Here is an 8440-nt window from a genome sequence, read left to right as displayed (position 1 = left end):
GTCGAGAGCCCGGACCATGGCAAGCCTCGCAGGAGACGTCGATCTCCGACCATGTCGTCTGGAACCGGTCGCGATCAAAGTCGTAGCCGCGCTTGAGGTCCGTCGAGTGGCACTCGGCGCACATGAAGTTCCAGTTCTGGTTGATACCGGTCCAATGCAACGCGTCCCCGGGGCGGATGCCTTGGCCGGGATATAGGTGGAACCAGCGCTGCCCGCCGTCTTCCGTCGGACGCGTGTCCCAGGCGAGCGCGAAAGCCTGGTAGCGGCCGTCGGGGAAGGCGATGAGGTACTGCTGCAGCGGCTGGACCCCGAAGGTGTAGGCGATCTCGTAGTCCCGGAGCACGCCGTCCGGCCCCTCGGTATGGACGAGAAAGGCGCCGTCGCGCTTGAAGAACCGGGCCCAGACGCCGTCGGCATGAAATACCACATCGTCGAAGTCGCCGAGCACCGTCGCTTCGGTCGCCTCTTGCATCGCCAGGTCGTGATGCGAGCCGGACCACGCCGCCGCTTCACCGCGGTGGCACCCGGCGCAGACGGCGCCGCCGACGAACGCCGCGGCTGCGGCGACCGCGCCCGGCCACAGCACCATACCGAGGACGGCCAGGGCCGCAGCGCGGAACCACGTCAATCGGTCGCGTCTGCCCATGAGTCGTCGGGGTTGTAGGCGGTGATGCTTTCGGCGGCTTTCGCCGTGTCGTCACCGAGGTCCTTGTCGAGCACCCGGCCGTGGTGGCTGCAGAGAAAGGGTCATGATCCCGGAGCGGCCGTAGTCTGCCGGCCAAGCGATCAGGGCGTAGCCGGCGATCATGTGGCCGTTGATGATGTAGTCGTAGGCGCCGACGGGCGGGTTTTCCCCCTGCCGGGTCAACACCCGGAAGTAGTAGCCGCGGTAAGGCTCGCCGGCCTCGCGGAACGCCAGGTACTCTTCCGCATCGGCCGCCAGATCCGCCAGCGGGCTGAGGTCGCCGCCGCCGTCTTCCGGCCAGTAGAGGCCGTCGCGCTTGCCATCGGAACTCTTGAGCTTCTCCGCATACTCAAGAACGTCGTCCCCGTCCCTGTCTTCGCTGGCGTACTCGGGCTGGGCTTCCATGAAGGTCCGGCAGAAGTCGATCGCCGCCAACTCGTTGCGGCCAATGCGCCGGTCGTTGATCTCTTCGATACCGGCGTCGACGTCGAACGACCAGCCCTTTTCGCCCTTGATCAGGGGGATCGGCATCGGCCAGGCCTCCGGCCCGATGACCAGGACCTTGCGCTCACGCCCGTCGTCGGTCGGGTTGATGCCGCGGGCGACGATCTCGCGCAGGACCTGCAGGCCCTGCCGGGCGGAGGCCGGGTCGCCGCCGAGCAGGTCGGCCTTGTGCTCCGGTCCGAACAGCTCGATCATGCCCTTGCCGCCGTCACTGTAGACGGCCGCCCGGAACGCCTCCACCGCCGCTTCCGGCGTCGCGAACACCGCCTGTTCTGCAGAGGCCGGCGCCCCGCCGGCGCCGATGACCGGAACCAGGGCAAGCGCCGCAGCCAGGCTGCGAAAGCCGAGCCAACCACACCGTCGCATCAAACAAACGAAACTGCTCATGGTCGTTTTCCCTTGTCTGTCCCGAAGAAGGCCGACGATGCGGTGGACGTACGACGCCACCGCATCACCGCTGCTTGCGCCCGCCGCCGCCGCGGCTGTTCTTGCCCCGGCTGGCGTGCTTCTTCGCTGCGCCGCCGCTTTTGGCTCCGGCCGCCATTCCGCCTGCCGACGCTTTCTTCACCCCGCTCGGCCTTGGACTTGCGGTCGCCCGTTGCTTTGCCTTGCCGCGGCTCTCGGCGCCGCGGCTGGCCTGCTTCTTGACTTGGCTGCGCTTGCCGACGCCGGCCGCCATGCCGCCGGTCTTGCCGGATGCTATGGCCTTGTCGGCTGACTTGCGCTTCTGTGGCGAACGCGTGGCCACCGCCGCCGGCTTTGCTCGCTCTGCGCGCTGGGCTTGCGGTGTGCCTCGCCCTGCCGCAGCGGCGGCGGCGGGCCGCTCGCCGCTGTTCGGCAGGCGGACGTTCTTGCCGCCGTCTCTCTGCCGGCTGGCGGTGCGCGCGGCACGGTCGCCGCCGGGTCTCTTGCCCGGCGCCACACCTTTGGGACGCGCGCGGTCAGCGCCGCCGGCACGCGCCGGCCGATCGCCGCGCTTGTCGCGAAGCTGCTGCTGGACCTCGGCCGTGTTGCGTCTGCGGTCGCCGACGACGATGGTGCTGTCTTCGATGTTGACGCCGCGCCGGCCACCGATGCCGTCTCCATCGATGTCGACGCTCCGTCTCAGCCCGTCGAAATCGTAGTCGTCGTCGTCGTCGAACGCCTCGGTAATTCCCCACCCCAGCAAACCGCCGACCACGGCCCCGCCGGCGAAGGTGGCCGCGCCATCCCAGAAGCCGGTCTCGGGCTCTCCGTAGCTGATCGGCGGCGGCGGCGCATAGGCCGCGTAGGCAGGAGCCGTGCCTGCAGCATAGCCGGTTCCGGCCGCTGCGGCCGCCTCGACAGGCTCTGCCTCCAGCGGAGCCGCTTCCTCTGCGGGCGGAGCCTCGTCGACCGGCTGTTCGCTCCCGGCTGTTTCGGGTTCCGCCTCCGCCTCGGCGCCGGCCTCCTCCGCTGCGGCAACGGCCTCTCCCTCGTCCTCGGGCGGCGTGACCGCCGCCAGGAGCGCCACCGGATCGTACTGCGGCACCGAGATGGTGGCGCCGTCTGCCGGCATGATGCGCACGACATCGCCTTGCACGATCACCTTCTGCCAGTCGTTGGACGCAAGGATACCGGTGTTGTAGGCCGACCAGCGGATGTCGAGGATCGCGTCCTGGACATCGTCCAGTTGATCGAGCACCGCATTGCCGAGTTCATCCGTCCAGTCGATGTATTCGTTCATCGAGCCGAGGACGGTGGGATAGTTGATGAGGCCGAGGATGCTGGCGTCCCAATTCGGGTCCGGCGTCAGGTCGGGAGACCCCTCGCGCCGGTCGAGGAAGCGCTTCGCCTGCACCACCTCCAGCGGCTGCGTCGAGGCCTGCAGAACCAGGGCCAGCATCGGGTCGGGGTAAAGGGCGATCGGAGCGACCAGAGCGGTGACGTCATCGGCCGGAGCGCTGTCGGCCGCCGGCTCCTGCCCGGCTGTCGCCTGTTGTGCCGCCGGTTGCGCCGAAACGGGCGGGGACGTGCCGACGAGGACGAGACCGGCGATCAACAGCGCCGCGACGAACAGGCGATCCATGGCCTACTCCCCAAGATCCTGTTGCTGTGCACGATTACGAAGTTGCTTTCATTCTTCCGCAAAGACGGTCTTCCAGTCGTCCTTCATCGAGACCACGACCCAGCCGGCCGTCTCGGCCTCATCGAGGGCGCGATCCAGTCGCCCCACATGACTCTCGCGATCGTAGGCGTATTCCCGTTCCGCATCGTCGTGACGCAACAGGACGCCGAGGCGCCGGCCGGCCCCCGCCGTCGTCCACTGCAGCATCTGCAGGTCGCCGTCGGAATTGCCGAAGGCGGCGATCGGACGCCGCCCGATGAAGGTTTCGATGCCGACCGGCTTACCTTCCTTGTCGTCGATGAAGGCGATCCCCGGCAGGCGCACAAGCACCGGCTCGCCATCCCGCATCTCGAAGCGGGTCTTGATGGCCGAACCGACCACCTGTTCTGGCGGCACCCCGTACACACGCTCGGCCCACGGCCGCATGAAAGCGATGCCGCCGCCAGAGACGATGAAGGTCTTGAAACCGTTGTCCCTGAGGTAGGCCAGCAGTTCTAGCATCGGCTGATACGCTAGTTCGGTGTAGGGACGCTGGAAACGCGGATGGCGCGCGGCGCCGATCCAGTCGCTGACGGTTGTCGCGAACGCCTCGGTTGTCATTCCCGCATGCGAGGCCATGACCAGCTTGACGGCGGAGCCCATGCTCATCGCGGCGAGCGCCGCGCGGTCATTTTCGAGAACCGCCTGGAACGGCTGCGTCGTGCGCCAATCGGGGTGCTCGGGCGCCATCGCCTTGATGCGGTCGAGAGCGAACGCCGCCTGCGTGTAGGTGGGCTGCTCGACCCACAAGGTGCCGTCGTTGTCGAACACCGCGATGCGGTCGTCCGCCGGCACGAAGTCCGGTCCGCCGTCCTCGGTCACAGCCTCCACGAAGGCGACGATGACGCGCCTGGCGTCGCCGTCGGCCCACGACGGCAGCACGCCGTCCGATCGGGCAAAGCCCGCCGTCGGCAGCACGAGGAGCAAAAAGACGAATACCGCGGCGCACCGTTGCAGCCTGCCGCTCGCTCGCATCATGGCAAACGCTAAGTTCATGCCGGCCTCCTTACCCAGACCCGGGTGCGTACGCAACCGCCCGCACCCCTTGTCCTCAGCCCTTCGGCTTGAGCGACACGGCGACCACCTCGACGAGATCGATCTGGACCAGATCGCCGACCTTCAGGGTCTTGAGCCGCTCCTGGTTCTCCGGGTTCTTGACGTCGAGGGTGCGGGTATTGCCGTCGGCGCCCCGGAGCGTCACGGTGTTGTTGGCGGCGTCGACCGAAGCGACCTCCTGGATGATGGTCACCATCTCACCCATGCCCCGCCCCGGCGTCGCTCCCGGCTCTGCTTTGGCTGTTGCCGTCTGCGTGGCGACGCCGAGCGGCGCCGAACCGGCCGGCAGGACCTTCACGCTCAGCCGTTCGTAGACGCCGAAGACGACCACGTCGCCGACTGCCAGCTTGTCCAGGTCTACGTCCTCCGGCGCCTCGATCACCTGGCTCTCGCCGCTGGCGGTCTGCAAGGTCACTTCCCTCGCGTCCTTGTCGACCGCCGCTATCGTCGCCTCTGCTTCGGCATAGGCCTCGCCGACCACCGTTTCGGGAGACTGCTGGGCCTCTGCTTGTGTGGCGGGCTTGCCTTCTTTGGTTTCGCTGCAGGCTTCAAGCGGGAACGCCGCCGCTCCAACCAGCACCAACGTGGCCAGCAACGTTGTGTTTGGTTTCATTCTTCAACTCCTGTTCAAGCGCGGCCTGTCGGCCGCGGGGTGGGTTAGCGGTTTCGGCTCCGCCGTGATGACGGCGCCGAAACCGCTAGGGACGCGCACCGTATTCGATTGCGACCGGTGCTGCAGTTCAATTTCCGCCGATGCCGCCCGTCTCGATCCGCTCCATGACCTGGTCGAGGCTGAAGCTGGCGGCCTTCTGCCGGGGCGGGAACTCCACGAAGGTCTGCATGAAGTTGGCGACGTAGGCCTGGGCCGGAACCAGGAGATAGGCGCGATCGAGCAGCCAGTCGTAATAGGTGTTGGAGGTGATCGTCGCCCTCTCGTAGGGATCCCGGCGCAGGTTGAAGATGAACGGCACGCGCAGGGGAACGAACGGCTCCTGCCAGACGCGCAACGTCCCCATGGCCGGCTGCTCCAGGAAGATCAGCTTCCAGTCATCGTAGCGCAACGCCGTCAGGTCGCCGTCATCCGAGAAGTAGAACACCTCCTTGCGGGGAGCCGTCTCGGATTCGCCGGTCAGGTGGGGCAGAATGTTGTACCCGTCCAGATGGACCTTGTAGTCGCGGCCGATGGCCTCGACGCCGCCCTGTTTGAGCTTTTCCTTGATCTCGGGTTCGCCCGCAATGGCAACGAAGGTCGGCAACCAGTCCATGTGGTGGACGATCTCGTTGGAAACCGTATCCTCCGGAATCTTGCCCGGCCAACGCACCATCGCCGGGACGCGCCAGCCGCCCTCCCAGTTGGTGTTCTTCTCGCCGCGGAACGGCGTCGCCGCGGCATCCGGCCAGGTGTTGTAGTGGGGACCGTTGTCGGTCGAATAGAAGACGATGGTGTTGTCGGTGATCCCCAGGTCATCCAGCTTCTTCAGCAGTTTGCCGACATGCATGTCGTGCTCGACCATGCCGTCGGAGTACTCGTCCTGGCCCGAGATGCCGCGGTGCTCTTCCTTGACGTGGGTGCGGAAGTGCATGCGGGTGCCGTTCCACCACACGAAGAACGGCGTGCCGTCCTGGTGCGCCTTCTCAATGAAGCCAAGTGCAGCGTCACTGGTCTCGTCGTCGACGGTCTCCATCCGCTTCTTGGTGAGCGGCCCGGTGTCCTCGATCTTCTGGGTGCCGTCCGGCTGGGCCCAGCTGTGGATCACGCCGCGTGGCCCGAACTTCTCCCGAAATGTCTGGCCGCCCGGCAGCACCATGTCGCCGGGATAGTCCTCGTTCTCCGGCTCCTCTTCGGCATTGAGATGGTAGAGGTTGCCGAAGAACTCGTCGAAGCCGTGGTTGGTGGGAAGATGCTCGTCCTTGTCGCCGAGGTGGTTCTTGCCGAACTGCCCGGTGGCGTAGCCCTGCGCCTTCAAGAGGCCGGCGATGGTGGGATCCTCCTCGCGCATGCCGATGTCGGCGCCGGGCAGGCCGACCTTGGAGAGGCCGGTGCGGAACACGCTTTGGCCCATGATGAACGACGCCCGGCCGGCGGTGCAGGATTGTTCGCCATAGTAGTCAGTGAAGATGACGCCCTCGTCGGCGATCCGGTCGATGTTCGGCGTGCGGTAGCCGACGAGGCCTTGGGTGTAGGCACTGATGTTGGACCGCCCGATGTCGTCGCCCCAGATCACCAGGATGTTCGGCTTCTGCTGCTGCGCCGATGCCGGCGAATTTGAAACCCAAAGTGCAGCGGCAGCCACAACGGTTGCTGCCATCCACCAATACGTTTTTTTCTGTTTCTGTCTCAAGGTCGTCTCCATTTTCCTCGGTAGGAAATGTTCCTACGTTCCAACGTGCGGCTGTGTTCTAGAGAATGAGAAACTTCAGAAACTTGATGATTTGCTTCACGGGAAGCTGGGTCGCTGCGGCGACGGCGATGGGGAGCGCCGCCGCCATCGAGATCGGGAGGATCGTGCGCGCGCCCAACGGCAAGGTGCTCATGCCGTTCGCCGCGTCGTAGCGTTTCTTGAGGTCGGCCGGGACCTGGCTCTTCAATGGCAGTTCGCCGTCGGCAGCGGTTTCGGCCTCGGCGCTTTCCGAAGACGGCCCCGCCGCCGCGCGGCTGGCAAGGCCGGCGTAACGCAGCATTTCGGTGCGTTTCGCTTCCCCGAGAGGGCCGGAGAACACGGTCAGCGGGATCGTGTAGATCACCACCATGGCGACAATCCAGACGGCGACCACGTACTTGAGCGACGTGATCTCCGTCCCGGCGTAGACGAGGTCCTTGGCGATCATCGCCGCGAAAATGCTCGTGACCGCGAAAACGAACGCGGAGAACACCGCCGGATACTGGGAGATGAAGGCGAGGCCGCCGGTCTTGTCGGGGTGGTCGGTGGCGATCTGAAGATCGAGGCCGGCGATCTGCCGGATGAGGTTGGCCCATATCAGGTACCGCCAGAACCAACGCAGCAGCAGGAAACCGACGAGCGGTCCGCTGACCAGCACCGCCCACCAGCCCGCCGGCGACACGTCGCCGATGGCCGGATCGCCGAGCCACGAGCGGCCGTACCGGGCCAGCGTCTCGTCTGTCAACATGTAGCTCGAAACATAAACGATCGCGGCGATCATCGCCTCGGCGATCCAAGAGTTGCGCAGCGCAACGGCGAGGCGGATGTGACGCCGATAAACGGGCATCTGCCGGGTCGGGATGATCTCGGCCCGCAGAAAATGATCCAGCAGCGAGCGCAGCCGCCGGTCCGCCATCGGCTCCATCAGGACGAGGACCGGGAGCGCGATGAGGTAGGCGGCGTACGGCCGGAAATCATGAAGGAAGGCGCGGCCGTCGTCGGGCTCGAGGGCGGTGCCCGCGATCAGGCTCAGCGCCAGCAGCGGAAGGTATGCAACGGCGACGTAGAGGAGCGCGCGCGGCACGGGACGGAGCGTGTCTGGCCGTGTCAGGTGGGCGCGCTCATGGACGGCGAGAAACGGTCCCCCGCGGGCGATCAGGAAGCCGTCGTCATCGGCGGCGGTGGGTGCTGCCGAGATCGTGTTCGCAGTCGTCGTCATCGTCATCGTCATCGTCATGCGTGTCCTGTCATCGTCTCGGGCCGCGGAGCCTCGATCATCTCGAAGGCTCAACCGGTTCGGCCGGTCCGCCCGCGTCGCGTCGCAGCCTCATGACGATCTCCTCCTCCAATTCGCTCACGAGAGCGCCATACTCGTCGGCCCGCTCCGCCGACCTGGTGGGCGCGTCCCGCCAGTACTCCGCTGCACGCGCCGCCTCTTCGTAGTTCTCGCACACGTTTCGGAAGGTGCTGTCCCGGCGCATGAGGCGCGATATCGCCCACTGTTGCCGCTCGAAGCGTCGCTCAAGCAGGGGGAAGCCGCCGCTCACTCAGGTCCGACCTTGGCACGTCCAACCTTTGCACGTCCGATCCTCCGGCAAGCCCGACGCGCACAAACGCTTCGAAGCGACTTCCTTGTGGCAATGATCGCGAACGCCCCGCATTTTCAGAAGTACGAACGGGAGCGGGGCG

At 66.3% G+C, this 8440-nt stretch carries 7 protein-coding genes and 1 pseudogene; all 8 read right to left on the bottom strand.

From position 1 onward, the window contains the following. Positions 1-646 (bottom strand): hypothetical protein (locus IPM60_13635; GenBank protein MBK8908897.1); only part of this gene is annotated, 646 nt, incomplete at its 3' end. After that, positions 625-1555: pseudogene (locus IPM60_13630) on the bottom strand (DUF2950 family protein). The gene IPM60_13635 and the pseudogene IPM60_13630, both read right to left, overlap by 22 nt. An 85-nt stretch (positions 1556-1640) precedes the next feature. Beyond that, positions 1641-3236, bottom strand: coding sequence for a DUF3300 domain-containing protein (locus tag IPM60_13625; GenBank protein MBK8908896.1), 1596 nt, complete (start codon positions 3234-3236; stop codon positions 1641-1643). Positions 3237-3284: 48 nt separating this feature from the next. Next, positions 3285-4292 carry a haloacid dehalogenase-like hydrolase gene (locus IPM60_13620; protein MBK8908895.1) on the bottom strand — a complete coding sequence of 336 codons (1008 nt, stop codon included), beginning with the start codon at positions 4290-4292 and terminating at the stop codon, positions 3285-3287. Between the two features lie 73 nt (positions 4293-4365). Then, positions 4366-4983, bottom strand: coding sequence for a hypothetical protein (locus IPM60_13615; protein ID MBK8908894.1), 618 nt, complete (start codon positions 4981-4983; stop codon positions 4366-4368). A gap of 127 nt (positions 4984-5110) precedes the next feature. Then, entirely contained in the window at positions 5111-6679 is a 1569-nt protein-coding gene (locus IPM60_13610) for an arylsulfatase (protein MBK8908893.1), read from the bottom strand. A 91-nt stretch (positions 6680-6770) separates the two neighbouring features. Further along, a complete protein-coding gene (locus IPM60_13605) occupies positions 6771-7970 on the bottom strand; it encodes a hypothetical protein (GenBank protein MBK8908892.1) in 1200 nt (399 codons plus the stop codon). 55 nt (positions 7971-8025) lie between these two features. Beyond that, positions 8026-8298, bottom strand: coding sequence for a hypothetical protein (locus IPM60_13600; protein ID MBK8908891.1), 273 nt, complete (start codon positions 8296-8298; stop codon positions 8026-8028). Between the last annotated feature and the right edge of the window lie 142 nt (positions 8299-8440).

It is taken from the genome of Rhodospirillales bacterium, assembly GCA_016710335.1.
Taxonomy (GTDB): domain Bacteria; phylum Pseudomonadota; class Alphaproteobacteria; order Rhodospirillales; family Defluviicoccaceae; genus JADJXQ01.
Note: the sequence above shows the minus strand (reverse complement) of the source record. Positions and strands in the feature narration are given on the sequence as shown.

Coding starts and splice junctions, on each gene's coding strand:
- IPM60_13625 (MBK8908896.1), bottom strand. CDS start 3,236: ATGGATCGCCTGTTCGTCGCGGCGCTGTTGATCGCCGGTCTCGTCCTC.
- IPM60_13620 (MBK8908895.1), bottom strand. CDS start 4,292: ATGATGCGAGCGAGCGGCAGGCTGCAACGGTGCGCCGCGGTATTCGTC.
- IPM60_13615 (MBK8908894.1), bottom strand. CDS start 4,983: ATGAAACCAAACACAACGTTGCTGGCCACGTTGGTGCTGGTTGGAGCG.
- IPM60_13610 (MBK8908893.1), bottom strand. CDS start 6,679: ATGGCAGCAACCGTTGTGGCTGCCGCTGCACTTTGGGTTTCAAATTCG.
- IPM60_13605 (MBK8908892.1), bottom strand. CDS start 7,970: ATGACGACGACTGCGAACACGATCTCGGCAGCACCCACCGCCGCCGAT.